This window comes from Cellulomonas flavigena DSM 20109 (genome assembly GCF_000092865.1).
Classification (GTDB): domain Bacteria; phylum Actinomycetota; class Actinomycetes; order Actinomycetales; family Cellulomonadaceae; genus Cellulomonas; species Cellulomonas flavigena.
The window spans coordinates 2,201,050-2,226,663 of sequence record NC_014151.1; the positions used below are offsets into that span (position 1 = coordinate 2,201,050).

Sequence of the window (25,614 nt, forward strand, 5' to 3'; positions counted from 1 at the left end):
GGGGCTCGCTGCGGCGGGCGCGTCAGGAGGACGCGCCACCCACCTGCTCGATGACCGCATCGGCGACCTCGCGCATCGTCAGGCGGCGGTCCATCGAGGTCTTCTGGATCCAGCGGAACGACTCGGGCTCGGTCAGGCCCATCTTCGTCATCAGCAGACCCTTGGCGCGGTCGACGCGCTTGCGGGTCTCGAAGCGCTCCGCGAGGTCGGCGACCTCCGACTCGAGCGCCGTGATCTGCGCGTAGCGGGAGATGGCGATCTCGACCGCGGGCAGCAGGTCGGCCGGGCTGAACGGCTTGACCACGTACGCCATCGCACCGGCGTCCCGCGCACGCTCGACGAGCTCGGTCTGCGAGAACGCGGTCAGCAGCACCACGGGCGCGAGGTGCGCCTTCCCGATGCGCTCGGCTGCGGAGATGCCGTCGAGGACGGGCATCTTCACGTCCATGACGACCACGTCGGGACGCAGCTCGGTGGCGAGCTCGACCGCGCGCTCACCGTCGCCCGCCTCGCCGACGACCTCGAATCCGGCCTCGGTGAGCGTCTCGACGACGTCCATGCGGATGAGCGCCTCGTCCTCGGCCACGACGGCCCGACGCGCCGGCCTGCCGCCGGACGGCGCCGCCGCACGCGGGGCGGGGTCGGCGGACAGGTCCACGGCCTGCGGCGCGTCCTGCGTGGGCTCGGTGCTGTCGTCCTTGGTCACGTGCACAGCGTAGTGCGCCGCAGGCGTCCGGTGGCGCGCCGGTGCCGTGGCCGGCGTCACGTGGCGGGCGCGTCGCACTACGCTGTGCACGTCGCCCCGATAGCCCAACCGGCAGAGGCGTTCGGCTCAAACCCGATCCAGTGTGGGTTCGAATCCCACTCGGGGCACCGTGTGATGTCGCAGCGCATCGGCCACAGGCCGGACCCCTCGGGGTCCGGCCTGTGGTGCTGCAGGGGGTCGCGTGGTCCCGTGGTGTCGCCGGTCAGCCCGCGTCGAGCCGCACCTCCGCCGCTGTCGCTGTGTCGGCCGTCCTGCCCGGCGCGTCCTGGAAGGACCAGTACAGGTTGGTGTGCGCGACGACCGCGTCGGGCGGCGGCGCGCCCCAGGCGGTGAGGTCCTCGGTGGTGTGCGCGTCGGACACGAGCGTCACGTCGTACCCGCGCGTGAAGGCGCCGTGGATCGTCGCGCGCACGCACGCGTCCGACTGCGCACCGGTCACGACGAGCCGGCCCGCGCCGACCCGCGCGAGCACGTCCTCGAGGTCCGTCGCCTCGAACGAGTCGCCGTAGCGCTTGTGCACCACCGGATCCGCCGGGTCGACAGGCAGCTCGGGGACGATCCGCCACGGCTCGCTCCCGATCGGCAGCTCGTCGGCGCTGTGCTGCACCCACACCACCGGCGTCCCGGAGCCGCGCGCGCGGTGCACGAGCGACGCGATGCGGTCGACCACCCCCTCGCGGTCGTGCGCCCCGGCGAGGACGCCGACCTGGGTGTCGATCACGAGCACGGCGGTGCGCGGGCGGTTCTCGAGCGTGGTCATGGCTGCCCTCCGTACGGTCCCGGACGCCCACGGCCGGACGAGCGTGCGCGGGCGTGTCTGACGTCCCCAGGCTAGGACCGACCACCGACACTCCCCTCGGCGCCGCCGCGCCCGACGCGCGACGCCGGCGCTCCCCTGGCAGGGTGACGCCGGGAGGTGACCGTGGACACCAGGACGATGACCGACGACGAGCGTCGCGCGGTGCGCTCGACGTACCGCAGCCTGCGCCTCGGGGTGGTCGTGCTGCTCGTCATGCTCGGCGCGGCGGTGCTGACCGAGACGGTCCGCGCGGGCTGCTGGCTCGACTCGCTCAGCGCCTACTACTGGACGGCAGCGCACGACGTGCTCGTCGGGACGCTGTGCGCCGTCGGCGCGCTGCTGGTCGTCTACACGAGCGCCGACGACATCGAGGACGCGCTGCTCGACACCGCGGGCTTCCTCGCGCTCGTCGTCGCGCTGACGCCCACGGAACCCGGCACCGGCTGCCCCGGCGCGCTCGTCGTCGACGTGCCCCCGGCGCTCGCGGACGCCCGCACGAGCCTGACCGCGCTCGTCGTCGCCGGCGTCCTGGCCACCGGCACGCGCACGGCCGTGGCGCTGCGCACCACCGCCGGCACACCCGCCGTGCTCGCGCGCCTGACCGCCGCCCTCGTCGTGCTCGCCGTGGCGGTCGCCCTGCTCGTGGCCCCGGACCTGCTGGTCCGGACGGCGCACGACGCCGCGGCGGTCCTGCTGTTCGTCGCCGTGGTCGGCGTCGTGGTCCGGCACGCCTTCGCGGCACGCGCCGTGGGCAGCCGCTGGGCCCTGGTGTACGCGGGGCTCGGCGCAGCGATGCTGCTCACGCTGTCCGCCGTGGTCGCGCTGCACGCGGTCGTCCCGACATGGACCCAGGCGGTGCTCGTGCTGGAGGCGCTCCTGGTCGGCCTCTTCGCGGCCTACTGGCTGCTGCGCACCGTCGAGCTGTGGGGGGTCGACGTGCCGCCACGGGCGCACCGGCGGCGCGACCACGCCGATGACACCACCGCACCCGTGGCCTGAGGACACGACCCCTGCGACGACGACGGCCGCCGTCCCCGGATCGGGGCGGCGGCCGTCGCCGGGTACGACGTCAGGCGATCCGCGTGCGCGCCGCCTCCTCGTCACCGAGCTTGTGCACCACGACCGTGTTGGTCGAGCCGACGACACCCACCGGCGTGCCCGCGACGACGACCACGTAGTCGCCGACCTCGGCCAGCCCGTTGGCGCGCAGCGTGTGGTCCACCTGGCTCACCATCGAGTCCGTGCTCTCGACCTTCGGCACCTGGTACGTCTGGACGCCCCACGACAGCGAGAGACGGTTGCGCACGTCCTCCTCGGGCGTGAACGCCAGCAGCGGGATCGGCGAGCGCAGCCGCGACATGCGCCGCGCCGAGTCGCCGGACTGCGTGAACGTCACCAGGTACTTCACGCCGATGCGCTCGCCGATCTCGGCGGCGGCACGCGTGATCGCACCACCGCGCGTCGAGGGCACCGAGCCGAGCGGCGCGATGCGCTCGCGCCCGAGCTCCTCGGTGCTCTCGATGATGCGCGCCATCGTGCGCACGGCCTCGATCGGGAAGTCACCGACGGACGTCTCGCCCGAGAGCATGACCGCGTCGGCACCGTCGAGCACCGCGTTGGCGCAGTCGGACGCCTCGGCGCGCGTCGGGCGCGGGCTCGTGATCATCGACTCGAGCACCTGGGTGGCCACGATGACGGGCTTGGCGTTGCGGCGCGCGAGCTCGACCGCACGCTTCTGCACCAGCGGCACCTGCTCCAGGGGCAGCTCGACGCCCAGGTCGCCGCGGGCGACCATGATGCCGTCGAACGCCTGCACGATCTCCGAGAGGTTCTCGACGGCCTGCGGCTTCTCGATCTTGGCGATGACCGGGACGACCCGGCCCTCCTCCTCCATGATCCGGCGCACGTCGTCGTAGTCGGCCGCGGTGCGGACGAACGAGAGCGCGATGAGGTCCGCCCCCACGTTGAGGGCCCACCGCAGGTCGTCCTCGTCCTTCTCGCTCATCGCGGGGACGGACACCGCGACGCCCGGCAGGTTGAGGCCCTTGTTGTTCGACACCGGCCCCGGCACCTCGACGCGGGTCACCACGTCGTTGCCGTTCACCTCGGTGACCCGCACGAGGACCTTGCCGTCGTCGATGAGAATCGGGTCGCCCGGCTTGACGTCGCCCGGCAGGCCCTTGAACGTCGTCGAGACGCGCTCCTTGGTGCCCTCGATCTCGTCGGTCGTGATGGTGAAGACGTCGCCGACCGCGAGGTCGTGCTTGCCCTCGACGAACCGCCCGAGGCGGATCTTGGGGCCCTGGAGGTCGACGAGGACGGCCACCGAACGGCCCGAGGCCTTCGCCGCGGCGCGCACGTTGTCGTACACGCGCTTGTGCACCTCGGTGTCACCGTGGCTGCGGTTCAGGCGGGCGACGTCCATGCCCGCGTCGACGAGGGCCTGGACCTGCTCGGGGGACTCCGTCACCGGGCCGATGGTGCAGACGATCTTGGCTCTACGCATGTCTCGAGACTATGCCTTCCTGGATTTCGGCCGGCGGGCCGGACGTCCCGGGGGGCGGGCCCGGCCTGCGGGTACGCACGCCCCGGGAGGGGGTCGGACGGGTGGGGTCAGGGGCGCAGCGCCACCGTGCTGGCGGAGACGGGCGCGGGAAGCTCCGAGGAGCCGGACAGGTAGGCGTCGACGGCGGCGGCCGCGGCGCGGCCCTCGGCGATCGCCCACACCACGAGCGACTGCCCGCGGCCGGCGTCACCCGCGACGAAGACGCCCGGCACGTTCGTGGCGAAGTCCTCGTCGCGTGCGACCGCGCCCCGGTCGGTCAGCTCGATGCCGATCTGCTCCGTGAGGTCCTCGGTCTCCGGGCCGGTGAAGCCCATCGCGACGAGGACGAGCTCCGCAGGGATGTCGCGCTCCGTGCCGGACATCGGCACGCGGCGCCCGTCGGGCAGGTACTCCGTGGTCGCCAGGCGCAGCGCACGCACGTGGCCGGCGTCGTCGCCCTCGTCGCCGAGGAACGCGACCGTCGAGGCCAGGTACGTGCGCTCACCACCCTCCTCGTGCGAGGACGAGACCTCGAACAGCACCGGATCGGTGGGCCATGGCTGGTGCTCGGGGCGCTCGGTGGGCGGGCGCTTGCCGATCGCGAGCGTCGTCACCGACGCCGCACCCTGCCGCAGCGCCGTACCGAGGCAGTCCGAGCCGGTGTCCCCGCCGCCGATGATGACGACGTGCTTGCCCTCCGCGGTGATCTGGTCCGGCACGTCCTTGCCGGCGACGACCGCGTTGGCCTGGTGCAGGTAGTCCATCGCCACGTGCACGCCGTCCAGCCCCAGCCCGGGCACCGTGAGGCGGCGCGCCACGGTCGCACCCGTGGCCAGCACGATCGCGTCGTACCGTGCCTGCAGCTGGACCCAGGTGACGTCCCTGCCGACCTCGACCCCGGGGCGGAAGCGCGTGCCCTCGGCCCGCATCTGCTCCAGACGCCTGTCGATGTGGACCTTCTCGAGCTTGAAGTCCGGCACGCCGTACCGCAGCAGGCCACCGATCTCGTCGTCGCGCTCGTACACCGCGACGGTGTGGCCGGCCCGCGTGAGCTGCTGCGCCGCCGCGAGACCGGCCGGGCCGGAGCCGACGACCGCCACCGTGTGCCCGGTGAGGCGCGTCGGCACCTGCGGTGTGACCAGCCCGCGCGCGAACGCCTCGTCGATGATCGAGACCTCGACGTTCTTGATCGTCACCGGCGGCTGGTTGATGCCCAGCACGCAGCTCGACTCGCACGGCGCGGGGCAGATGCGCCCGGTGAACTCCGGGAAGTTGTTGGTCGCGTGCAGGCGGTCGATCGCGTCGGCCCACTGCCCGCGCCACACCAGGTCGTTCCACTCCGGGATGAGGTTGCCGAGGGGGCAGCCGTTGTGGCAGAACGGGATGCCGCAGTCCATGCAACGGCCGGCCTGCTCCTTGAGGAACGGCTGGCCCTCCTCGAGGTGCGCGTGCACGTCCTTCCAGTCGCGCAGCCGCACCTCGACGGGGCGGTTCGGCGGGAGCTCGCGGTCCCGCACCTTCAGAAAGCCGCGAGGGTCAGCCACGGGCCACCTCCAGGATCTTGTCCCACACGCCGGGCGCGGTCGGGTCGAGGCCCTCGGCCTCGGCCGCGGCGAGCGCGCCGCGGACGCGGGCGTACTCGGTGGGCAGCAGGCGCGTGAAGCGCGAGCGGGTCGTGACGGGGTCCTCGAGGAGCGCGGCGGCCACGAGGGACCCCGTCTCCTCGGCGTACGAGCGCAGCAGCCCCTCGACGAGCTCCATGTCCTCGTCGTCGAGCGGGGCCAGGGACAGCTCGCCCGAGCGGACCGCGTCGACGTTCACGAGCTCCGGCGTCAGGTCCAGCACGTACGCGGTGCCACCGGACATGCCCGCGCCGAGGTTGCGGCCCGTGGGCCCGAGGACCAGCACCGTGCCACCGGTCATGTACTCGCACGCGTGGTCCCCGACGCCTTCGACGACGAGCGTCGCACCCGAGTTACGGACCCCGAACCGCTCGCCGACCAGACCTCGCAGGAAGATCTGCCCGCTGGTCGCGCCGTACCCGATGACGTTGCCCGCGATGACGTTGTGCTGACTCGTCAGGGACGAGCTGCGGTCGGGCCGCACGACGATCCGGCCGCCCGACAGCCCCTTGCCGACGTAGTCGTTGGCGTCGCCGAAGAGACGCAGCGTGATGCCCTTCGGCAGGAACGCGCCGAACGACTGACCGGCCGAGCCGGTGAGCGTCGTGTCGATCGTGTCGTCGGGCAGGCCCGCGCCGCCGTAGCGCTTGGTCACCTCGTGGCCGAGCATCGTGCCGACGGTGCGGTTGACGTTGCGGATCGGGAGGTCGATGCGCACCGGCTCGCCGCGCTCGAGCGCGTCGGTCGCCAGGGCGATGAGCTGGTTGTCCAGCGCGCGCTCGAGCCCGTGGTCCTGTGCGCGGGCGTGCGACAGGCCCGAGCCCGGCTTGGGCTGCGGCACGGCGAGCACGGGCGTGAGGTCCAGGCCCTCGGCCTTCCAGTGGTCCACGGCGTGACGCGTGTCGAGCATCTCCACGCGTCCCACGGCCTCCGCCAGCGAGCGGAAGCCGAGCGCCGCGAGCAGCTCGCGCACCTCCTGCGCGATGAACTCGAAGAACGTCACGACGAACTCCGGCTTGCCGCTGAACCGCGCGCGCAGCTCCGGGTTCTGCGTCGCGACGCCGACGGGACAGGTGTCGAGGTGGCATACGCGCATCATGACGCACCCCGACACCACGAGCGGAGCGGTGGCGAAGCCGAACTCCTCGGCCCCGAGCAGCGCGCCGACGACGACGTCCCGGCCGGTCTTGAGCTGGCCGTCGACCTGCACCACCACGCGGTCCCGCAGGTCGTTGAGCACGAGCGTCTGCTGCGTCTCCGCCAGTCCGATCTCCCACGGCGTGCCGGCGTGCTTGAGCGACGTCAGCGGGCTCGCGCCCGTACCGCCGTCGTGGCCGGAGATCAGCACGACGTCGGAGTGCGCCTTGGCGACTCCCGCGGCGACGGTCCCGACGCCGAACTCGGAGACGAGCTTGGTGTGGATCCGCGCCGACGGGTTCGCGTTCTTCGCGTCGTGGATGAGCTGCGCGAGGTCCTCGATCGAGTAGATGTCGTGGTGCGGCGGCGGGGAGATGAGGCCGACCCCGGGCGTCGAGTGCCGCGTCTTCGCCACCCAGGGGTACACCTTGTGACCGGGCAGCTGACCACCCTCGCCCGGCTTGGCGCCCTGGGCGAGCTTGATCTGGATGTCGTCGGCGTTGGTGAGGTACTCGCTCGTCACGCCGAACCGCCCCGAGGCGATCTGCTTGATCGCCGAACGGCGTCGCGGGTCGTGCAGCCGCTCCGGGTCCTCGCCGCCCTCACCGGTGTTGGACTTGCCGCCGAGCTGGTTCATCGCGATGGCGAGCGTCTCGTGCGCCTCGGCCGAGATGGAGCCGTACGACATCGCTCCGGTGTTGAACCGCTTGACGATCTCGCTGACGGGCTCGACCTCGTCGATCGGCACCGGGCGACGCGCGCCCTCCTTGAAGCGCAGCAGACCGCGCAGCGTCATGAGCCGCTCGGACTGCTCGTCCACCCGCTTGGTGTACTCCCGGAAGACGTCCATCTGGCGCGTGCGCGTCGAGTGCTGCAGCCGGAAGACCGTCTCGGGGTCGAACAGGTGCTCCTCGCCGCCGCGGCGCCACTGGTACTCGCCGCCGACCGCCAGCCGCTGGTGGGCCTGCCGGTTGCCGCTCGCGGGGTACGCGTCGGCGTGCCGTGCGGCGACCTCGGCCGCGACGACGTCGAGCCCGACACCGCCCAGCCGGCTCGTGGTGCCCGTGAAGTACTTGTCCACGAGCGCGTGGGACAGGCCGATGGCCTCGAAGACCTGCGCGCCGCGGTACGACGCGATCGTCGAGATGCCCATCTTCGACATGACCTTCAGGACGCCCTTGCCGAGCGCCTTGATGAGGTTGGCCACGGCCTTCTCCGGCGTCACGCCCGGCAGGTAGCCGCTGCGCGCCTGGTCCTCGACCGTCTCCATCGCGAGGTACGGGTTGACCGCGGCCGCGCCGTAGCCGACGAGCAGCGCGACGTGGTGGACCTCGCGCACGTCGCCCGCCTCGACGACGAGCGAGATCTGCGTGCGGGTGTGACGGCGCAGCGTGTGGTGGTGCACCGCCGACAGCAGCAGCAGCGACGGGATCGGCGCGAGGTCGGCGTCGGAGTTGCGGTCCGACAGCACGAGGAAGCTCACGCCGTCCGCGATCGCGCGGTCGACCTCGGCGAAGATCTCCTCGAGACGCGCCTCGAGCGCCGCACCGCCCCCGTCGACCCTGTACAGCCCGCGGATCGTCGTCGCACGGAAGCCGAGCGACGGCTCCTTGGCGACGTGCACGATCTTGGCGAGCTGGTCGTTGTCGATGACCGGGAACGGCAGCATGATCTTGCGCGCGTGCTCCGGCCCGTCGGCCAGCAGGTTCGGCTCGGGGCCGATCGCGCCACCGATCGACGTGACGAGCTCCTCGCGGATCGCGTCCAGCGGCGGGTTGGTGACCTGCGCGAACATCTGCGTGAAGTAGTCGAACAGCAGCCGCGGGCGCTTCGACAGGACCGCGACCGGCGTGTCCGAGCCCATGGCACCCAGCGGCTCGGCACCGTTCTGCGCCATCGGTGCGAGCAGGACCTTGAGCTCCTCCTCGGTGTACCCGAAGGCGCGCTGGCGACGACGCACGGACGCGGCCGAGTGTGCGATGTGCTCCCGGTCGGGCAGCTGCGACAGGTGCACCGCGTTCTCCTGCACCCACTGGGCGTAGGGACGCTGCGCCGCCAGCTGCGCCATGACCTCGACGTCCGCGACGATCCGGCCCTGACCGGTGTCGACGAGGAAGAACAGCCCCGGCTCGAGGCGGCCCTTGGCCACGATCGACGCGGGGTCGATGTCGAGAACGCCGGCCTCCGACGCGCAGACCACCAGACCGTCCTCGGTCACCCAGTAGCGCCCGGGGCGCAGGCCGTTGCGGTCCTGCACGGCGCCGATGAGCGTGCCGTCGGTGAACGTCATGGCCGCCGGGCCGTCCCACGGCTCCATGAGCGTCGAGTGGTACTCGAAGAACGCGCGCGTGGCCGGGTCCATCTGCGCGTGGTTCTCCCACGGCTCCGGGATCATCATCATCACGGCGTGCGGCAGCGAGCGGCCCGACAGGTGCAGCAGCTCGAGCACCTCGTCGAAGCTGCCCGAGTCCGACCCGCCGGGCGTGCAGACCGGCAGCAGCGGGGCGAGGTCGCCGAGCAGCTCGGACTCGAGCATGCCCTCGCGTGCCGCCATCCAGTTGCGGTTGCCGCGCACGGTGTTGATCTCGCCGTTGTGGGCGATCATCCGGAACGGCTGCGCCAGCGGCCACGACGGGAACGTGTTGGTGGAGAAGCGCGAGTGCACGAGCGCGATCTCGGTCGCGTAGCGCGGGTCCGACAGGTCCGCGAAGAACGGCTCGAGCTGCCCCGTGGTGAGCATGCCCTTGTAGGTGATGGTCCGAGCCGACAGCGACGCGAAGTACACGCCGTGCTCACGCTCGGCCCGCTTGCGCAGCCGGTAGGCACGGCGGTCGAGCGCGATGCCTGCCAGCTCGCGCGACGGGTCGGCCACGACGAGCTGGCGGAAGACGGGCATGGAGGCGCGTGCCGTGGGCCCGACGAGGTCCGCCGTGACGACCACGTCGCGCCACGCGAGGACCTCGAGCTTCTCCTCCGCTGCGACGGCCTCGACCGCCGCGACCACGTGCGCGCGCTCGGCCTCGTCGACCGGCAGGAAGGCCATGCCGATGGCGTAGTGGCCGGCCGGCGGCAGCTCGGCGTCCACGACGTCGCGCAGGAAGGCGTCCGGGATCTGCGTGAGGATGCCGGCGCCGTCGCCGCTGTCCTCCTCCGCACCGACCGCGCCACGGTGGTCCAGGTTGAGCAGCGCCGTCAGGCCCGCGTCCACGATGTCACGACCGGGTGTGCCGCGCAGCGTCGCGACGAACGCGAAGCCGCAGGCGTCGTGCTCGGCCGCCGGGTCGTAGAGGGCGTGCCGGGCAGGCGCCACGGCAGCGCCGGGGCTCACGGGCGACGTCGACATCAGCACCGTCCTCACCGTCCCCGACAGAGCCGGGGCGTCGAACGAACAAGGGGGAACCGGGACGCCGTCGGCCCAGAGGTGTGAGGCGACGATACCGCCCGTGCGACGGTCCCGATGACCGTGCCGGGCAGGACCGCGTCCGTCGAGCCCGGTGTCACCGGACGCGGTCGGGGGTGTCCGCCTCGTCGTCCTGCGTCGTCGGGGGTGTCAGCAGGACGGTCGTGTCACGTCCAGGGTGCCGACGTCCGACCACGACGAACGCTACCAGCGCGCCGACCCCGACCACGATGGACGTCCAGACGTTGAGTCGCAGCCCCAGCACCGTCTCGGCCGGGTCGATGCGCAGCATCTCGATCCACAGCCGACCCGACGCGTAGAGGACGACGTACAGCCAGAAAGCCCGCCCGTGCCCGAGGCGCAGCCGCCGGTCCAGGAGCACGAGCAGCGCGGCGGCCGCGAGGTTCCACAGCAGCTCGTACAGGAACGTCGGGTGGAACAGCGTCCCGGGGTCGTGGCCGGGAGGCAGGTGCAGGTCGTCGACCTGCAGCCCCCACGGCAGCGTCGTCGGCCCGCCGAAGAGCTCCTGGTTGAACCAGTTGCCCAGCCGTCCGATCGCCTGCGCGACGAGCAGACCGGGGGCGACCGCGTCCGCGAACGCCGTCAGGCGCACGCCGTGGCGCCGGCAGCCGATCCACGCACCCACGGCACCGAGCGCCACGGCGCCCCAGATGCCCAGCCCGCCCTCCCACACGTACAGGGCCCGCCACGGGTCCCCGTCCGGGCCGAGGTACGCGTCCGGCGAGCTCACCACGTGGTACAGCCGGCCGCCGACGATGCCGAACGGCACCGCCCAGTACGCGACGTCGAGCACGGTCTCGGGCGCGCCGCCGCGCGCCTTCCAGCGCCGCTGCGTCATGACGGTCGCGACGACGATGCCGAGCAGGATCGCGATCGCGTACGCCCGCACCGGGAAGGGCCCGAGGTGCCAGACGCTCTGCCCCGGGCTGGGGATCGCGAGCGGCAGAAGGCTCATCGCGGCGCCCGGACCGCCCCCCGCACCCCGTCCGCGAGCCCGCGGACGACCCCCTCGAGCGCGGTGAGGCCCGACGCCTCGTCCGGTGCCTCCAGCAGGGCGCGCACGAGCGCCGAGCCCACGATCACGCCGTCGGCGTAGCCCGCGACCTCGGCAGCCTGCTCGGGCCGCGAGACGCCGAGGCCGACGCACACGCGTGCCGCCCCGGCAGCCCGGGTCGCGGCCACGAGCTGCTCCGCGCGGTCCCCCACCGTCGTGCGCTCACCCGTGACGCCCATCGTCGAGGCCGCGTAGACGAACCCGCGGCTGGCCGCCACCGTGGAGGCGAGCCGCTCCGGCGTGGAGCTCGGGGCGACGAGGAACACCCGGTCCAGGCCGTGCGCGTCGCTGGCGGCGAGCCACTCCGCACCCTCGTCGGGGATGAGGTCGGGGGTGATGAGGCCTGCGCCGCCCGCGGCCGCGAGATCCCGGGCGAACGCGTCGACGCCGTACCGCAGGACGATGTTCCAGTAGGTCATCACCAGCACGGGCGCACCGGCGCCGGCGACCTGCTCCGCGACGCGCAGCGTGTCGGCCACGCGCGTGCCCTGTGCGAGCGCGCGGTTCGCCGCGGCCTGGATGACCGGCCCGTCCATGACGGGATCGGTGTACGGGATGCCGAGCTCGACGACGTCGACGCCGGCGTCGACCATGGTGCGCACCGCGCGTGCCGACCCCGGCACCGTCGGGAAGCCGACGGGCAGGTAGCCGACGAGCGCCGCCCGGGGGGCGGGCCCGGCGGCGAGCTCATCGAGCCGCTCCCCCGTCGCCGACCGCACGTCCGTCACGCTCACAGCTGCTCTCCCTCGTCCGCCTTCACCACGGGCTCGGGCTCGAGCAGACCGAACCACGCCGCCGCCGTCGCCACGTCCTTGTCCCCGCGGCCCGACAGGTTGACCAGGAGCACCGGCGGGCGGCCGTCCTGACCCCACCCCTGGGCCTCCCGGCCCAGCTGGATCGCCCCGGCGAGGGCGTGCGCGGACTCGATCGCCGGGATGATGCCCTCGGTGCGGCACAGCAGCCGGAATGCCTCCATGGCCTCGTCGTCCGTGACGGGCCGGTACTGCGCGCGTCCGGTGTCGTGCAGCCACGCGTGCTCCGGCCCGACGCTCGGGTAGTCCAGGCCGGCAGAGACCGAGTGGCTCGGCAGCGTCTGCCCGTCCTCGTCCTGCAGCAGGTAGCTGCGCGCGCCGTGCAGCACGCCGGGCGCGCCGCCGGAGAAGCGCGCCGAGTGCCGGCCCGAGGAGATGCCCTCGCCGCCGGCCTCGAAGCCGAAGAGCCGGACCTGCGGGTCGTCGAGGAACGCGTTGAAGATGCCCATCGCGTTCGACCCGCCGCCGACGCACGCCACGACCGCCTCGGGCAGGTGACCGGTCTCCTCGAGGACCTGCGCGCGCGCCTCCTCGCCGATCACCTTGTGGAAGTCCCGCACCATCTCGGGGAACGGGTGCGGGCCGGTGACGGTTCCCAGGAGGTAGTGCGTCGTCTCGACGTTGGCGACCCAGTCGCGCAGCGCCTCGTTGATCGCGTCCTTGAGCGTACGGGCGCCGACGGTGACGGGCACGACGGTCGCGCCGAGCAGCTCCATGCGCGCGACGTTCAGCGCCTGACGGCGCGTGTCCTCCTCGCCCATGTAGATCGTGCACTCGAGGTCGAGCAGCGCCGCGGCCGTCGCGGTGGCGACACCGTGCTGCCCCGCACCCGTCTCCGCGATGACGCGACGCTTGCCCATGCGCCTGACGAGCAGCGCCTGCCCGAGGACGTTGTTGATCTTGTGCGACCCGGTGTGGTTGAGGTCCTCGCGCTTGAGGAAGACCCGCACCCCGTCGCCGACGTGCCGCGCGAACCGCGGCACCTCCGTGATCGGGCTGGGACGCCCGGTGTAGGTACGGTGCAGACGCTCGAGCTCGTCGGCGAACGACGGGTCGGCGAGCGCCTTGCGGTAGTACGTCTCGAGCTCGTCGAGCGCGGCGATGAGCGCCTCGGGCACGAACCGGCCCCCGAAGTCCCCGAAGTACGGGCCCTCGTGGCGGGCGAGCGGCCCGCCGCCCGCCAGCACCTCACGCATGCTCCGGGACACCTGGCCACGGCCCGTGGCGGGTGAGCTCACTGGCGCACCGCCCGCAGCGAGGGGTGCGCACCCGCGGCGACCAGGTCGGCGACCGACTGCCGCGGGGCGTCGTCGGTGACCAGGGCCTCGCCGACCAGGACGACGTCCGCGCCGGCACGCGCGTAGTCCATGACGTCGTGCGGCCCGCGCACGCCCGACTCCGCGACCTTGACGACGTCCGACGGGATCGCGGGGGCCACCCGCGAGAACGTCGTGCGGTCGACCTCGAGCGACCGCAGATCACGCGCGTTGACGCCGATGACGCGAGCACCGGCGTCCACCGCGCGCGCGACCTCCTCCGTGTCGTGCACCTCGACGAGCGCGGTCATGCCGAGCGAGTGCACGCGCTCGACGAGGGACTCCAGGACGGTCTGCTCGAGGGCCGCCACGATGAGCAGCACGAGGTCCGCGCCGTGCGCTCGCGCCTCCCACACCTGGTAGGGCGAGACCACGAAGTCCTTGCGCAGCACGGGCACGTCGACGCGCGCACGCACGGCGTCGAGGTCGGCGAGCGAGCCGTTGAAGCGTCGCTGCTCGGTGAGCACCGAGATCGCCGCGGCGCCGCCCTTCTCGTACTCGGCGGCCAGGGCGGCCGGGTCGGAGATCGCGGCGAGCGCGCCCTTGCTCGGGCTCGAGCGCTTCACCTCGGCGATCACGGTCACGGCGTCCGCGAGCTTCAGCCGCGAGACGCACTGCAGCGCCGACTCCCGGCGGGCCGCGAGCTCCTTGAGGTCCCCGAGAGGCGTCGCCGCCTCTCTCGCGGCGAGGTCCTCCCTGACCCCCGCGACGATGTCGTCCAGCACGGTCATCGACGGATCATCCCCTCAGGCCGGTTGGTGCGGCGCACCTCCACCGCACTGCGCGGGGGCTCGCCGACGAGCCATGGTAGACGTGCTGCGCGCCACACCCGGCCACCGCCCGAGGTGTGGGACCGACCCGACCCGTCGCCCGGACGGCGCAGGGCGTGGTGCACCCCCTGGTCCACGCCCGCCCGGACCTCGAGGGTCGCCGCCGGCAGGCGTCACCGGTAGCCCATGATCGGCAGCGCGATGCCCATGAACAGCAGCGGCACCAGGGCGGACAGGACGAGCAGGACGCCGAGCAGCACGCCCAGACCCGTGGCGACCCAGCCCAGGACGATGCCGGCAGTCGCCGTCCCGGCGTTGTCGGCCTCCCCCGCGGCGACCGCACGCCGCGCGTTGTTGCCGACGACGACGGCAGGGACGCCCGTGAAGAACACGCAGCCGAGGACACCCAGCAGCCCCAGCACCAGGGACCACACGGCGAGGTCGTTGCGGGGCATCGGCGGGCGCGTGGGGTACCCACCCTGCGGGGCGCCGCTCGTGGGATACCCCGGTGCGACCGGCTGCGGGTACCCCGGCACGCCGTGCTGCGGGTACCCCGGAACGCCGTGCTGCGCGTCGCCCCGCGGTGCGTCACCCGACGCCGGCGGGACGGTGGTGGGCGGCGGCGGAGCGTCGCCGAGGGGCGCCGCATCCCCCCGGTACGTCGCGTACGCGCCCTCCTGCCCGTAGACGGGCCCGGCCGGTCGCGCGCCGCCGGTCGCGGCACGGTCCGCCTGCGGGTCGGGTGAGGTGGTCATGGGTTCTCCGGTCGGTCGGACGGGGCGCGCGGCCCCGGTACGTCAGGGAAGCGGGGCCGGGCCCAGGTACGGGACGAGAGCCGGCACGTTGCGCAGCACGCCGAAGGCGACGACGACGGCGAGGACGGCCCAGGGCACCGCACGCGGGACGACCGGCAAGGGCCGGCCCGTCGTCCGACGCACCGCCCAGACCGCCCACGCGGCCGCGAGCAACGGCACCGCCAGCACCCACAACGGGTTCGCGCCCCAGGCGCCCCCCAGGTCACCGGTGGCGAGGTCGTGCGTCGCACGCAGGCCCCCGCACCCGGGGCACGCGACCCCGAGCACGAGCAGCGACGGGCAGAAGCCGTAGCTGAACGGCGTGTAGGGGCTGCGGACGGCGAGCACCGTCACCGCCGTCACGGCGGCGGCCGCCACGGCCGCAGGAGCGACGGCCCGACGTACGACCGCCGGCACCGACCGCTCCCCGGTCAGGTGGTCGGTACCCACGTCACCCGGTCCCACGTCCGTGCTCCCGCCCTCGTGCTCACGTCACCCGGCGTCGGGGCGTCACGGGGCCGTCTGCTGCTGCCGCTCGACCTCGCGCCAGAACTCCTCCCAGCCGCCCATCTCCGCGACACCGGCCTGGAACAGGGCGACGAGCACGAGGTTCGCGACGGCTCCGACGACGCTGAGGATGATGCCGGTCAGGGCCAGGCCGCGGTTGGTGGCCTCACCGCGGTTGCCGGCGCGCATCCCCAGGACCCCGGTGATGACACCGGGGATCGCGAGCAGGACGCCGGCGCAGCACAGCACGACCGAGGCGATGCCGAGGACCAGCGACCAGACGCCGAGCCCGTTCTTCGTCGGTGCGCTCGCGTACGGAGGCACCCCACCCGGGGCGCCGTAGGCGCCGTAGCCCGGCGCCTGGCCGTACGGGGCGGACTCGCCGTACGCGGACGCCTGGCCGTACGCGGGCGGCTGGCCGTACGCGGGCGGCTGCCCGGGGGCGGGCGGCTGGCCGTACGCCGGCGGCTGGTCCGCACCCGGCGTGGTGCCCGCGGGGTACGGGGGCACGTCGGGCGCGGGCGGTACGGGCGGCTGGGGCTCCGCGCCGGCCGCACCCACCTCGGTGCTCGACGGCTCGTCGGGCGTGTACGGGTCGCGGGGCTCGTTCGGGCTCGACATGCAGCTCTCCTGTGGACCTCGGTGGTGGCCGACCGTGCCGGCCGGTACGGCGGACCGCGGGACACCCGCGGCGGGTGCGGTCAGTGGCCTCCGCGCCGCTGGGCTCGCGCGATCGTCGCCGCGCCGCCCTGCCCGTGTCCCAGGACCTGCAGCACCTTGCCCAGGATCAGGCCGGCCGCGATGACCCCCAGGCCGACCCAGAACAGCCACGCGAACGTCAGCGCGACGCCGAGGCCGGCGACGACCCCGCCGAGGACGACCACCCACGTCGTCGTCCACGCCGCGAGGGTGCGTCCGTGGTTGGTGGGCGCGCTCGTCGGCGGCAGGTGCATGGTCTCGGTACGCGTCGGGTTCTGCGCGCGGTGGGCCAGCGAGTGATCGGCCATCAGGGGTACGTCCTTCGTGCTCGGGTTCTGCCTCACCCTATCCGAGACGTGCGGGCTCGACGCGCTGGTCAGGACGGGTCGTCGCCGCGGCTGAGGGCGTCCCAGTCGGATCGCTCGTCCGGCGGGCCGGCTGCCGGCGCGACGCCGCCGCGCGCCGTGAGACGCTCGTGGCGCCGTGAGCGCTGCTCCCACGCGCCGGGCGCTCGCAGCAACGCCACCGCGAGCAGCACCGCCAGGAGGCCGACGCCGACGGCAGCCGCGGGCCCTGCTGTGACGTCGGCCACGGGCTGTGCGGTCACGACCCCGGTGGCCTGTGCCAGCGGGGTCGTGGCGGCGCCCGCGGGGTCGAGCAGCACAGCGGCCGCGCCGCCGACCACGAGGGCGCCCGCACCTGCGGTGACCGCCGCCACGACCCACCGACCCACCCGGCCGACGAGCGCGACGGCGCCCGCCGCGGCGAGCAGGACGAGCGCGCCGGCACGGGTCTGCGGTGCGGCCTGCGCACCTGTCACCACGACCCGCACGGTGCCGTCGAGCGTGCTCGTGCCCTCGGTGGTCACCCACGTCGGCGCGCTCACGAGGGCGACGAGCCCCGCGGCGACCAGCAGGAGCAGCACCCACCGTCCGCGGCGCGCGCGAGCGCGCACGGGCGCGCCATCGGCACCGGCCGGTGCGTCGGCGCCGGTCGGGGCGTCGCTCACGGCAGGTCGCGGCGCAGGCGCGCGGCGAGCTGCACGGCCCGCACGGCCGCCGCGGCCTTGTTGCGCGACTCCTCGTACTCCAGCGCAGGCACGGAGTCCGCGACGATGCCGCCGCCGGCCTGGACGCTCGCCCGCCCGTCGCGGATGACGGCGGTGCGGATCGCGATCGCCATGTCCATGTCCCCGGCGAAGTCGAAGTACCCGACCGTGCCGCCGTACACGCCGCGGCGGGCCGGCTCCAGCTCGTCGATCAGCTCGATGGCTCGCGGCTTGGGCGCACCGGACAGCGTGCCCGCGGGGAACGTCGCCACGAGCGTCTGCAGCGCCGTGGACCCGGCGCGCAGCCGCCCGACCACCGTGGAGCAGATGTGCATGATGTGGGAGAACCGCCGCACGGCCATGAACTCGACGACCTCGACGCTGGTCGGCTCGCACACCTTCACCATGTCGTTGCGCGACAGGTCGACGAGCATGATGTGCTCGGCCCTCTCCTTCGGGTCCGCGAGCACCTCGTCCTGCAGCGCGCGGTCCTCCTCGGGCGTCGCGCCCCGCGGCCGGGAGCCGGCGATGGGGAACGTCGTGACGTGCCCGTCGGTCACCTTGACGAGGGTCTCGGGGCTCGACCCGACGACCGAGAAGTCGTGCCCGTCGGCGTCCTGCAGCGCGAGCAGGTACATGTACGGGCTCGGGTTGACGGTACGCAGCACCCGGTAGACGTCCAGGGGGTCCGCCGGGCAGTCGAGGTCGAGCCGCTGCGACAGGACGACCTGGAAGACCTCGCCGTCGCGGATGGCGTCCTGCCCACGGCGCACCTGGGCCTCGAACTCCTCGCGCGTGCTCCGGAACTCCAGCTCGGGCACCGGCGCCTCGAGGTCGACGACCGCGGGTGCCGGCGGTGCGGGCCGGCGCAGGGCGGCCTGCATCTCGTCCAGACGGCGCACGGCGTCCGCGTAGGCCTCGTCGACACGTTCGTCGGTGGCGTCGAAGTTGATCGCGTTGGCCACGAGCCACACCGAACCGTCGACGTGGTCGACGGCGGCGAGGTCCGACGCCAGCAGCAGCGTCACCTCGGGGATGTGCAGCTCCTCCGGGGCACGCGCCGGCAGCGTGGGTTCCCAGTGCCGCACGACGTCCCAGCCGAGGACCCCCACGAGCCCACCCGTCAGGGGCGGCAGCCCGTCGACGTGCGGGGTGTGCAGCACGTCGAGGGTGCGGCCCAGCACATCCAGCACGTCACCCTCGGTCGGCACGCCCACCGGCACGTCCCCGCGCCACGCGGCGCGGCCGTCGCGCACCGACAGGCACGCGCGCGACGCGACGCCGACGAACGACCAGCGGCCCCAGGTGCCGTCCGACTCGGCGGACTCCAGGACGAACGTGCCGGGGCGCCCGCCCGCGAGCGTGCGGTACAGGCCCACGGGTGTCACGTCGTCGGCCAGCAGGCGCCGCACGACCGGCACCACGCGACGGTCGGTCGCGAGCTCGCGGAACCGCTCGCGCGACGGCCAGGTCGCGCCCCAGGGCAGGTCCGTGGCGGTCGCGCGCGGCGCGGCGGAGACGGACGGCTGGGTCACGGCTGGGCTCCTCGGTGGGTGGTGGTGTCGTCGTCCGCGGCTGCGACGACGCCGGCGGGCAGGACCAGGGGCAACGGTCCCCCGGCCTCGAAGCACGTGCGGGTGCCGGTGTGGCAGGCGGCCCCGACCTGGTCGACGGTGACGAGCAGGGCGTCGCCGTCGCAGTCGATCGCGACGGACCGCACGTGCTGGACATGGCCCGACGTGTCGCCCTTGCGCCAGTACTCCTGGCGCGACCGGCTCCAGAACGTCACCCGGCCCGTCGTCAGCGTGCGGTGCAGCGCCTCGTCGTCCATCCATCCGAGCATCAGCACCTCGCGCGTGTCGTGCTGTTGCACGACCGCCGCGACGAGGCCCGCGTCGTCGCGACGCAGACGGTCCGCCACGGCCGGGGCGAGGTCGCTGGGTGCCCGGCGGCCGTCGGGCATGGTGGAGGCGTCGGTCTGCGGCACGGCGTCGATCCTGCCACGCGCGCGGCGCGCCGCGACGCCCGCGTCCGTGGCGGCACCCGGCGTCAGCGGGTCTGCGCCACCCACGCCGCGTGCATCCGCGCGTACTGCCCGTCGCGCGCGGTCAGCTCCGCGTGCGTGCCGACCTCGACGACGCGGCCCGCGTGCACGACGACCACGAGGTGCGCGGCCTCGGCCGTGGACAGCCGGTGCGCGATCGTCAGGGTCGTGCGCCCGCGTGCGAGCTCGCGCAGCGCCCGACCGATCCGCACCTCGGCCACCGGGTCCACCGCGGAGGTCGCCTCGTCGAGCAGCAGCAGGTCACCGTCCGCGAGCCGGGCGCGCGCCAGCGCCACGAGCTGCCGCTCCCCCGCCGACAGCAGCTCACCACGCTGACCGACGGGGGTGGCCAGCCCGCTCGGCAGCTCGGCGAGCCATACGTCGAGCCCGAGCTCGGCCGCGACCTGCGCGACGCGCTCGGCATCCTGCGGCGCCGAGCCCTCGGTGGACGGTCGGTCGCCACCCTCGTCCCGCAGCCCGTAGGCGATGTTCTCCGCGATGGTGCCGTCGAACAGGAAGCCTTCCTGCGGCACGAGCACGACGCGCCGGCGCAGGTCACGTGACGCGATCCGCCGCAGATCGACCCCGTCGAGCAGCACCGCACCCTCGGTCGGGTCCATGAACCTGGCCACCAGCTTGGCGAGCGTGGTCTTGCCCGACCCCGTCGCCCCCACCACGGCGACCGACGTCCCGGCCGCGACGTGCAGGTCGACGCCCTGCAGCACCGGCGGGCCGTCGGGGTAGGCGTAGCCCACTCCGGTGAAGGTCAGCGCCGCCGGGCCGCGCGGGCTCGGCACCACGTCGTCACCGGGCTCGGGGACGTCCACGGGGGTCTCGAGGACGCCGAGCACGCGGCGCCAGCCGGAGATCGCGTTCTGCAGCTCGTTGAGGATCTCGGTGGCCATCTGCACCGGACCGGTGAAGAGCTGCACGAGGAAGAGGAACGCCAGCACCCGACCGACCGTGAGGTCGCCCGCCACCCCCAGCCACGTGCCGGCGACGACGACGACGGCGAGCACGAGGTTCGCCACGAGCACCCCGGACGAGAAGACCACCGCGACGAGGTTCTGGGCGCGCACCATGGCGCGCCGGGTGCCGGCGACGGCGGCGTCGATGCGGCGCTGCGTGCGTGCCGCCACACCGTAGGCGCGGATCGTCTCGGCCCCCACGACGGCCTCCGAGACCGCACCGAGCATGGCGCCGTACTGCTCGCGCACGGCCGCGTAGCGGCGGTTCACACCGCGCTGCAGCCGTGGCAGCACGACCAGGAGCGGCAGGAAGCACGCCCACACGAGCAGCGTGAGCTGCCACGAGTAGACCGCCATCAGCGTCGTGGCCACGAGGATCTGCAGCACGGAGACGAGCAGCATGATGCCGCCCCACTGCACGAACATCGAGATCGTGTCGACGTCCGAGGTGACGCGCGAGACCAGCGAGCCGCGGCGCTCGCTGTTCTGCGTGAGGACCGACAGGTCGTGCACGTGCCGGAACGCCCGGCTCCGCAGCGTGAGGAGTCCCGCCTCGCTGGACCGGAAGAGACGCACGTTGACCAGCGCGGAGCATCCCGCACCCACCGCCAGGCCGAGCGCGGCGACCCCGACGAGCAGCGCCGCACGGCGTACGTCCACGCCACCCGGGGCGAGGATCGCGGTGTCGACCGTCTGCTGCACCGCGAGCGGGACGAGCACGCGAGCGGTCGCCGCGACGACCGCCAGGGCGAGCGTGACCGTGAGGCCGTCGAGCAGCTCGGGCGAGACCTGCGCGGCGCGCCGCAGGGTGGCGAGCACGCCGAGGGTGCTCGCCGGCGCCATCCGGCTGTCCTGGCGGGCCGCGGCCGGCGACGTGCTCGCGCTCATCGGTGCCCTCCCGTGGGAACGTCGTCGTCGACCTCGGTCGCGGCGGTGTCGGCCTGCTCACGCACGCGGCGCGCGGACTCGCGCTCGTACGCGGTCGCGAGCTCGCGGTAGCCGGCGTCGCGTGCCAGGAGGTCGGCGTGCGTGCCGCGGTCGACGACGCGGCCGGCCTCGACGTGCACGACCTCGTCGGCCAGCAGCACCGACGCCATGCGGTACGCCACGAGCAGCACGGTCGGGCCGCTCTCGCCGCCGGCGTCGCGCAGCCCGGTGAGGATGTCGCGCTCGACGCGCGGGTCGACCGCCGACGTCGCGTCGTCGAGCACGAGCACGCTCGGGCGGCGCACGAGCGCCCGGGCGAGCGCCAGCCGCTGCCGCTGGCCCCCGGAGAGGTTCGCGCCGCGCTCGCCGAGCGGGGCGTCCAGCCCGCCGGGCAGGGCACGCACGACGTCGTCGACGCGGGCGGCGGCCAGCGCGGCCCACACGTCGTCGTCGTCGGGCGCGGCCGGATCGTCCGGGTCCGCGAGCGTCACGTTGCCGCGCACCGTGTCCTCGAAGACGAAGGTGGCCTGGCTGACGTACCCCACCTGCGCGGCGAGGTCGGCCGGGCGCAGCTCGCGCACGTCGGTGCCGTCGATCGTCACAGCACCCGCCGTGACGTCACGCAGCCGCGGCACGAGGCCCACGAGCGTCGACTTGCCGGAGCCGGTGGGCCCCACGACCGCGACGGTGCGGCCGGGCCCGACCTCCAGGTCCACGCCACGCAGGAGGTCGACGTCACCGTCGGCGGACGGGACGCGCACGTGCACGCCCGTCATGGCCACCCGCGCCCCCGGCCCCGTCGCCGCCCAGGCCACGGTCCCCTCGGACGGCACCCCGGGGGCGTCGAGGACGCGCGAGATCCGGTCGTGGCCGACCAGGCCCCGCGGCAGCTCGCCCAGGACCCACCCGAAGGCGCGGACCGGGACCGCGAGCAGCGTGAGCAGGTAGGCCGCCGCGACGACGTCACCCGTGCCGATCGCCCCGGCGGCGACGCGCTGCACACCCACGAGCAGCACGAGCAGCGTGCCGAGGTTCGGCAGCAGGTCGATGACCGGGTCGAACACGGCGCGGACGACGCCGACGCGCACGTTCGCGTCCCGCAGCTCGCGGGCCCGTGCGGCGAACCGTGCGTGCTCGCGGTCCTCCGTGCCCAGCGACTTGACGAGCGACGCGGCCTCGAAGCTCTCGTGGGCGACGTCGGCCACCTCGGCGCGCAGCTGCTGCGCGCGCGTGATCGCGGGCGTCATGCGGCGCTGGAAGACCAGGTTGGCGACGACCGCGAGCGGGAGCACGACGAGCGCCGCGCACGCCAGCCACACGTCCGTCCGCAGCAGCGCCACGGCCGCGGCCAGGATCATCACGACCACGCCGAGGGCGAACGGCAGCGGGTTGAACACACCGGTCGCGGCCTCGACGTCGGAGCCGGCGTTCGACAGGAGCTGGCCGGTCGGGTGCTGCCGGTGCCACGACATGGGCAGCCGCAGGTACTGGCGCGTGACGGCCCGGCGGTGGTCCGCCTGCAGCGAGGCCACCCCCATCCCGGCGAAGATCCGGCGTCCGGCGACCGTCGCCGCGAGCGTGAGCGCCACGAGGGCCACGACCAGGCCCGCGAGCCAGATCCTGCCCTGCGCCTCCACCGATCCGCCGAGCGCGGGCACCACGACCTGGTCGGTCACCGCGCCCAGCACGCGGCTGACGGCGACGGTGAGCGCGCCGAAGAGCGCGGAGGTGAGGACAGCGGCGGCGTACGTGCGCGGGTGCGCGCGCATGCCCCGCCACACCAGGGCCGCGGAACGGCGTGCCGTCGACCCGCGCAGCGCCGCGGGTCGCGGCGCGGACGCAGTAGGCCGAGGACGCGCGGGCACGGCGATCACACTCCTGGTTCGGGGGGTGCGGCGATCCTCTCACGCACGTCCGACAGCCTCCTGCCGTGGCACAGCCGCGCGCCGGAGTGCACGACGACGCGGCGTACGCATGGCACGATCACCTGCCATGACGTGGCACGAGACCGAACGGGGATGGCTCGCCGAGGCACTGCGCGCGGCGGACCCGCACGATCCGACGCTGTGCGAGGGTTGGCAGGCCCGCCACCTGGCCGCCCACCTCGTGCTGCGCGAACAGCCCGCCACCGCGATCGGCGCGCTGCGCGGCGGCGTCGCCGGCGCCGTGGAGCGGCTCGCGGCGAGCGCCGCCGACCCCGCGGGCTATGCCGCCCTCGTGGACCGGTTCGCCGCGCGGCCCGCGCGCTGGAGCCCGCTCGCCTGGGCCGGCGACGCGGTCAACGCGTCCGAGTACTTCATCCACACCGAGGACGTCCGCCGCGGCACGGGGACGCGCACGCTGCGCGAGCTGCCGGACGGGCTCGTCGAGGTGCTGTGGTCGCAGCTCCTGCGCATGGCGCCGCTGCGCCTGCGCCGCCTCGGCCCCGGCGTGGTGCTCGTGCGCGACGACGACGTGCGCTCGGCCGTCCACGCGCCGCGCGCGGGCCACGGGTCGGTCGTGCTGCGCGGTGCCGTCGGCGAGCTCGTGCTCGCGGTCTCCGGGCGGCTGCAGGCCGCCGACGTGCGGGTCGACGGCGGCGAGGAGGACGTCGCAGCGGTGCGTGACCTGCTGAGCGGCGGCTGAGCCGGTCCGCGACGCGCGGCCGCGCGCCTCAGCGGACGACGACCCCCGCGGCCCGCAGCGCGTCCTTGACCTGACCGACCGTCAGCGTGCCGAAGTGGAACACGCTCGCCGCGAGCACGGCGTCGGCCCCGGCGCGTGCCGCCTCCACGAAGTGCTCGGCCGTGCCGGCGCCGCCCGAGGCGATGAGCGGCACGCTGACCCGGGCGCGCACGTCGCCGATCATCGGGAGGTCGAATCCCGACGTCGTGCCGTCGGCGTCCATGGAGTTGAGGAGGACCTCGCCCACGCCGAGCTCGACGGCCCGGTGCGCCCACTCGACCGCGTCGATCCCGGTCCCGCGCCGCCCGCCGTGGGTGGTGACCTCGTACCCCGAGGTGGTGGGCGGCCCGTCGGTCACACGCCGCGCGTCGACCGAGAGCACGAGGACCTGCGAGCCGAAGCGCTCGGCGATCTCCGTGATGAGCTCGGGCCGCGCGATGGCCGCGGTGTTGACGCCGACCTTGTCGGCCCCGGCGCGCAGCAGCCGGTCGACGTCGTCGGGTGAGCGCACCCCACCGCCGACGGTCAGCGGCACGAACACCTCCTCCGCCGTGCGCCGCACCACGTCGTACGTGGTGCTGCGGTCGGAGGAGGACGCCGAGACGTCGAGGAACGTCAGCTCGTCGGCACCCTCGGCGTCGTACCGGCGCGCGAGCTCGACCGGGTCGCCCGCGTCGCGCAGGTTCTCGAAGTTGACGCCCTTCACGACGCGACCGGCGTCCACGTCGAGGCACGGGATCACGCGCAGCGCGAGGGTCACGGCGTCACCTGCTCAGGGCGACCCGTGGCGAGGATGTCGATCACGAACACCACCGTCTTTCCGGCGAGCTCCTCGCTGTCGGTGACACCGAGGGCGTAGGTGGGGGGCACGACGAGCATGACGCGGCTGCCGGCGGGCTGGTCGACCAGTCCCTCGGCCCACGACGGCACGTCGGAGAGCAGGAACGAGACCGGCAGCACCTGCTGCCACGTGGAGTCGAAGAGCACGCCGTCGTCCCAGGCGAACCCGGCGTAGTGGACGGTGATGACGTCGCCGGACGCGACCTGCGTACCGGCGCCGCGCACGAGCGGTTCGACGGTGAGCCGGTCCGGCGGCGGGGTCCCGGTCGGGGTCAGCGTGAACGTGCCGCCCTCCCCCTCGGTGACGACGGGCAGCGCCGGGTCCGGCGTGAGCGTCTCGCCGACGGCGCGGGTGGGCAGCACGTCGATCACGGTGACCGTCGGGTACTCGGCCCCGGTGCCGCCGGGGGCCACCTGCAGGAGCCGCGCACCGACGTGCTGGCCGAGGAGCGTGCCGTACAGGTCGGTCCCGAGGTCGTCGAGCGTGAGCATCCGGGGGGTCGGGCTCGTGGAGTAGCTCTCCTTGACGAGGGTCGCGTCGCTCGCGTCCTCGAGCCAGAAGTCGATGAGCACCGGCGCGCCGTCGACGAGCTCGTCACCCGTGCCCGGCCAGATCACCTCGCGGTACGTCTCCTCGACGCCGAGCGGCGTCAGGTAGGTGACCGTCGGCGCCTCGTCGGCGTCCCCGGTGACCGTGACCTCGGGGGCCACCGCTGCGCCGGCACTGCACGCCGCCAGGACGAGCCCTACGAGGAGCGGTGCCGCCGCTCGGCGATCTGCCACGACCCACCGCACGCCACGCCTCCCGGTCCTCGTCCCGCCGTCGTCGTCGGCACCGCGCCCGGCGGGCGCGACGGGGCCTCACTGTACGGGCTGCCACG

22 protein-coding genes and 1 tRNA gene are annotated in these 25,614 nt (G+C 74.1%); 3 read left to right on the forward strand and 20 right to left on the reverse strand.

The features are described from left to right. Nucleotides 1–22 precede the first annotated feature (22 nt). A complete protein-coding gene (locus CFLA_RS10005) occupies nucleotides 23–706 on the reverse strand; it encodes an ANTAR domain-containing response regulator (protein WP_013117206.1) in 684 nt (227 codons plus the stop codon). Nucleotides 707–799: 93 nt separating this feature from the next. On the opposite strand from CFLA_RS10005, the gene CFLA_RS10010 reads away from it, so the two are divergent. Further along, nucleotides 800–873: transfer RNA gene (locus CFLA_RS10010), tRNA-Leu, on the forward strand. 95 nt (nucleotides 874–968) lie between these two features. Here CFLA_RS10010 and CFLA_RS10015 read toward each other — a convergent pair. Further along, the gene (locus CFLA_RS10015; RefSeq protein WP_013117207.1) at nucleotides 969–1,526 is read right to left on the reverse strand and encodes an isochorismatase family protein; all 558 of its coding nucleotides are present in this window, start codon (nucleotides 1,524–1,526) and stop codon (nucleotides 969–971) included. A 162-nt stretch (nucleotides 1,527–1,688) separates the two neighbouring features. Here CFLA_RS10015 and CFLA_RS10020 point away from each other — a divergent pair, with 162 nt between their 5' ends. Beyond that, a complete protein-coding gene (locus CFLA_RS10020) occupies nucleotides 1,689–2,564 on the forward strand; it encodes a serine/threonine-protein kinase (protein WP_013117208.1) in 876 nt (291 codons plus the stop codon). Nucleotides 2,565–2,634: 70 nt separating this feature from the next. Here CFLA_RS10020 and pyk read toward each other — a convergent pair whose 3' ends face one another. The 16 genes from pyk to CFLA_RS10100 all read right to left on the reverse strand — a co-directional run bounded on the left by pyk (nucleotide 2,635) and on the right by CFLA_RS10100 (nucleotide 22,998). Then, a complete protein-coding gene (gene pyk / locus CFLA_RS10025) occupies nucleotides 2,635–4,071 on the reverse strand; it encodes a pyruvate kinase (protein WP_013117209.1) in 1,437 nt (478 codons plus the stop codon). Between the two features lie 107 nt (nucleotides 4,072–4,178). Beyond that, the gene (locus CFLA_RS10030; RefSeq protein ID WP_013117210.1) at nucleotides 4,179–5,654 is read right to left on the reverse strand and encodes a glutamate synthase subunit beta; all 1,476 of its coding nucleotides are present in this window, start codon (nucleotides 5,652–5,654) and stop codon (nucleotides 4,179–4,181) included. Further along, the gene (gltB, locus tag CFLA_RS10035) at nucleotides 5,647–10,212 is read right to left on the reverse strand and encodes a glutamate synthase large subunit (protein WP_013117211.1); all 4,566 of its coding nucleotides are present in this window, start codon (nucleotides 10,210–10,212) and stop codon (nucleotides 5,647–5,649) included. Before gltB ends, CFLA_RS10030 begins: the two co-directional genes overlap by 8 nt. A gap of 154 nt (nucleotides 10,213–10,366) precedes the next feature. Beyond that, nucleotides 10,367–11,245 carry a prolipoprotein diacylglyceryl transferase gene (lgt, locus tag CFLA_RS10040; protein WP_013117212.1) on the reverse strand — a complete coding sequence of 293 codons (879 nt, stop codon included), beginning with the start codon at nucleotides 11,243–11,245 and terminating at the stop codon, nucleotides 10,367–10,369. Further along, nucleotides 11,242–12,078, reverse strand: a complete 837-nt coding sequence (gene trpA, locus CFLA_RS10045; protein ID WP_013117213.1) for a tryptophan synthase subunit alpha — start codon at nucleotides 12,076–12,078, stop codon at nucleotides 11,242–11,244. Before trpA ends, lgt begins: the two co-directional genes overlap by 4 nt. Continuing rightward, complete coding sequence (gene trpB / locus CFLA_RS10050) at nucleotides 12,075–13,352, reverse strand: tryptophan synthase subunit beta (protein ID WP_043598976.1); 1,278 nt, start codon at nucleotides 13,350–13,352, stop codon at nucleotides 12,075–12,077. The genes trpA and trpB overlap by 4 nt, the downstream gene beginning before the upstream one ends. A gap of 38 nt (nucleotides 13,353–13,390) precedes the next feature. Continuing rightward, nucleotides 13,391–14,203 (reverse strand): indole-3-glycerol phosphate synthase TrpC, encoded by an 813-nt coding sequence (gene trpC / locus CFLA_RS10055; protein ID WP_013117215.1) that lies wholly within the window; start codon nucleotides 14,201–14,203, stop codon nucleotides 13,391–13,393. A 212-nt stretch (nucleotides 14,204–14,415) separates the two neighbouring features. After that, complete coding sequence (locus CFLA_RS19740) at nucleotides 14,416–14,997, reverse strand: DUF4190 domain-containing protein (protein ID WP_013117216.1); 582 nt, start codon at nucleotides 14,995–14,997, stop codon at nucleotides 14,416–14,418. A gap of 42 nt (nucleotides 14,998–15,039) precedes the next feature. After that, nucleotides 15,040–15,486 (reverse strand): DUF2752 domain-containing protein, encoded by a 447-nt coding sequence (locus tag CFLA_RS10065; protein WP_245530227.1) that lies wholly within the window; start codon nucleotides 15,484–15,486, stop codon nucleotides 15,040–15,042. A 60-nt stretch (nucleotides 15,487–15,546) separates the two neighbouring features. Continuing rightward, nucleotides 15,547–16,164, reverse strand: coding sequence for a DUF4190 domain-containing protein (locus tag CFLA_RS19020; protein WP_013117218.1), 618 nt, complete (start codon nucleotides 16,162–16,164; stop codon nucleotides 15,547–15,549). 80 nt (nucleotides 16,165–16,244) lie between these two features. Next, nucleotides 16,245–16,550 carry an HGxxPAAW family protein gene (locus tag CFLA_RS10075; protein WP_013117219.1) on the reverse strand — a complete coding sequence of 102 codons (306 nt, stop codon included), beginning with the start codon at nucleotides 16,548–16,550 and terminating at the stop codon, nucleotides 16,245–16,247. Nucleotides 16,551–16,618: 68 nt separating this feature from the next. After that, nucleotides 16,619–17,251 carry a Trp biosynthesis-associated membrane protein gene (locus CFLA_RS10080; RefSeq protein ID WP_013117220.1) on the reverse strand — a complete coding sequence of 211 codons (633 nt, stop codon included), beginning with the start codon at nucleotides 17,249–17,251 and terminating at the stop codon, nucleotides 16,619–16,621. Continuing rightward, nucleotides 17,248–18,825: an anthranilate synthase component I gene (locus CFLA_RS10085; RefSeq protein WP_013117221.1), complete on the reverse strand. Its 1,578-nt coding sequence runs from the start codon at nucleotides 18,823–18,825 to the stop codon at nucleotides 17,248–17,250. Before CFLA_RS10085 ends, CFLA_RS10080 begins: the two co-directional genes overlap by 4 nt. Beyond that, the gene (gene hisI, locus CFLA_RS10090) at nucleotides 18,822–19,253 is read right to left on the reverse strand and encodes a phosphoribosyl-AMP cyclohydrolase (RefSeq protein ID WP_052302832.1); all 432 of its coding nucleotides are present in this window, start codon (nucleotides 19,251–19,253) and stop codon (nucleotides 18,822–18,824) included. The genes CFLA_RS10085 and hisI overlap by 4 nt, the downstream gene beginning before the upstream one ends. Before the next feature lie 86 nt (nucleotides 19,254–19,339). Continuing rightward, nucleotides 19,340–21,190 (reverse strand): ABC transporter ATP-binding protein, encoded by a 1,851-nt coding sequence (locus CFLA_RS10095; RefSeq protein ID WP_013117223.1) that lies wholly within the window; start codon nucleotides 21,188–21,190, stop codon nucleotides 19,340–19,342. Beyond that, entirely contained in the window at nucleotides 21,187–22,998 is a 1,812-nt protein-coding gene (locus tag CFLA_RS10100) for an ABC transporter ATP-binding protein (protein WP_148234335.1), read from the reverse strand. The genes CFLA_RS10095 and CFLA_RS10100 overlap by 4 nt, the downstream gene beginning before the upstream one ends. A 223-nt stretch (nucleotides 22,999–23,221) precedes the next feature. Between CFLA_RS10100 and CFLA_RS10105 the strand changes: the two genes are divergently transcribed. Then, nucleotides 23,222–23,854, forward strand: a complete 633-nt coding sequence (locus tag CFLA_RS10105) for a TIGR03085 family metal-binding protein (protein WP_013117225.1) — start codon at nucleotides 23,222–23,224, stop codon at nucleotides 23,852–23,854. Between the two features lie 28 nt (nucleotides 23,855–23,882). Here CFLA_RS10105 and hisF read toward each other — a convergent pair whose 3' ends face one another. Next, entirely contained in the window at nucleotides 23,883–24,653 is a 771-nt protein-coding gene (gene hisF / locus CFLA_RS10110) for an imidazole glycerol phosphate synthase subunit HisF (RefSeq protein WP_013117226.1), read from the reverse strand. After that, a complete protein-coding gene (locus CFLA_RS10115; protein ID WP_245530228.1) occupies nucleotides 24,650–25,444 on the reverse strand; it encodes an FKBP-type peptidyl-prolyl cis-trans isomerase in 795 nt (264 codons plus the stop codon). Before CFLA_RS10115 ends, hisF begins: the two co-directional genes overlap by 4 nt. Nucleotides 25,445–25,614 lie beyond the last annotated feature (170 nt).